Source organism: Helicobacter valdiviensis (assembly GCF_003245365.1).
GTDB classification, from domain to species: Bacteria; Campylobacterota; Campylobacteria; order Campylobacterales; family Helicobacteraceae; genus Helicobacter_D; species Helicobacter_D valdiviensis.
On sequence record NZ_NBIU01000126.1, the window covers coordinates 1 to 476 of the forward strand.

A 476-nucleotide genomic window follows, 5' to 3' on the forward strand; every position below is an offset into this window, starting at 1 on the left:
ATCAAGGTTTAAGGGTTGAAGAGATTAAAGAGATTGTAAAAGTTTTAGAAGAAGCAAAAGAGGTTTATTGGGATAGTGCAAATAATTCTTTGTTGTATTTCTTTGAAGATAAAAAGGATTCTAGTAAGGTAAATAAAATCATCATACGCCCTGATTATAACTTGAAAAAATTTGGAAAGACAAATGCAATTATAACGCTTGGAAAGGTGGATAAAGATAGAAAAGGCCTTAAACACTTAAAAAAGATTAGATAGAGCGGTGGGACTTGCACCCACAATACGATGTGTTCTCGGACTGGTTACCGCACATCCTCAACTACTACATTGCAACCATCAACCCTATCTAATGTAGATTAATTTTACCCCTATACAACTAAAAAGGAGTTTAAATGGTTTTATCATTGGGTGATTTCAAATTCAAAGCCCTAAACTTTGAAAACCTAGAAAGAAGCTTAGAATATGGGATAAGCTCTCAAG

General features: G+C 33.6%; 2 pseudogenes. Both read left to right on the top strand.

What is annotated here, in order from left to right:
• Positions 1–254: pseudogene (locus B6S12_RS10865) on the top strand (phage head morphogenesis protein); the annotation flags it as partial.
• Between the two features lie 134 nt (positions 255–388).
• Positions 389–476: pseudogene (locus B6S12_RS10870) on the top strand (phage tail protein); the annotation flags it as partial.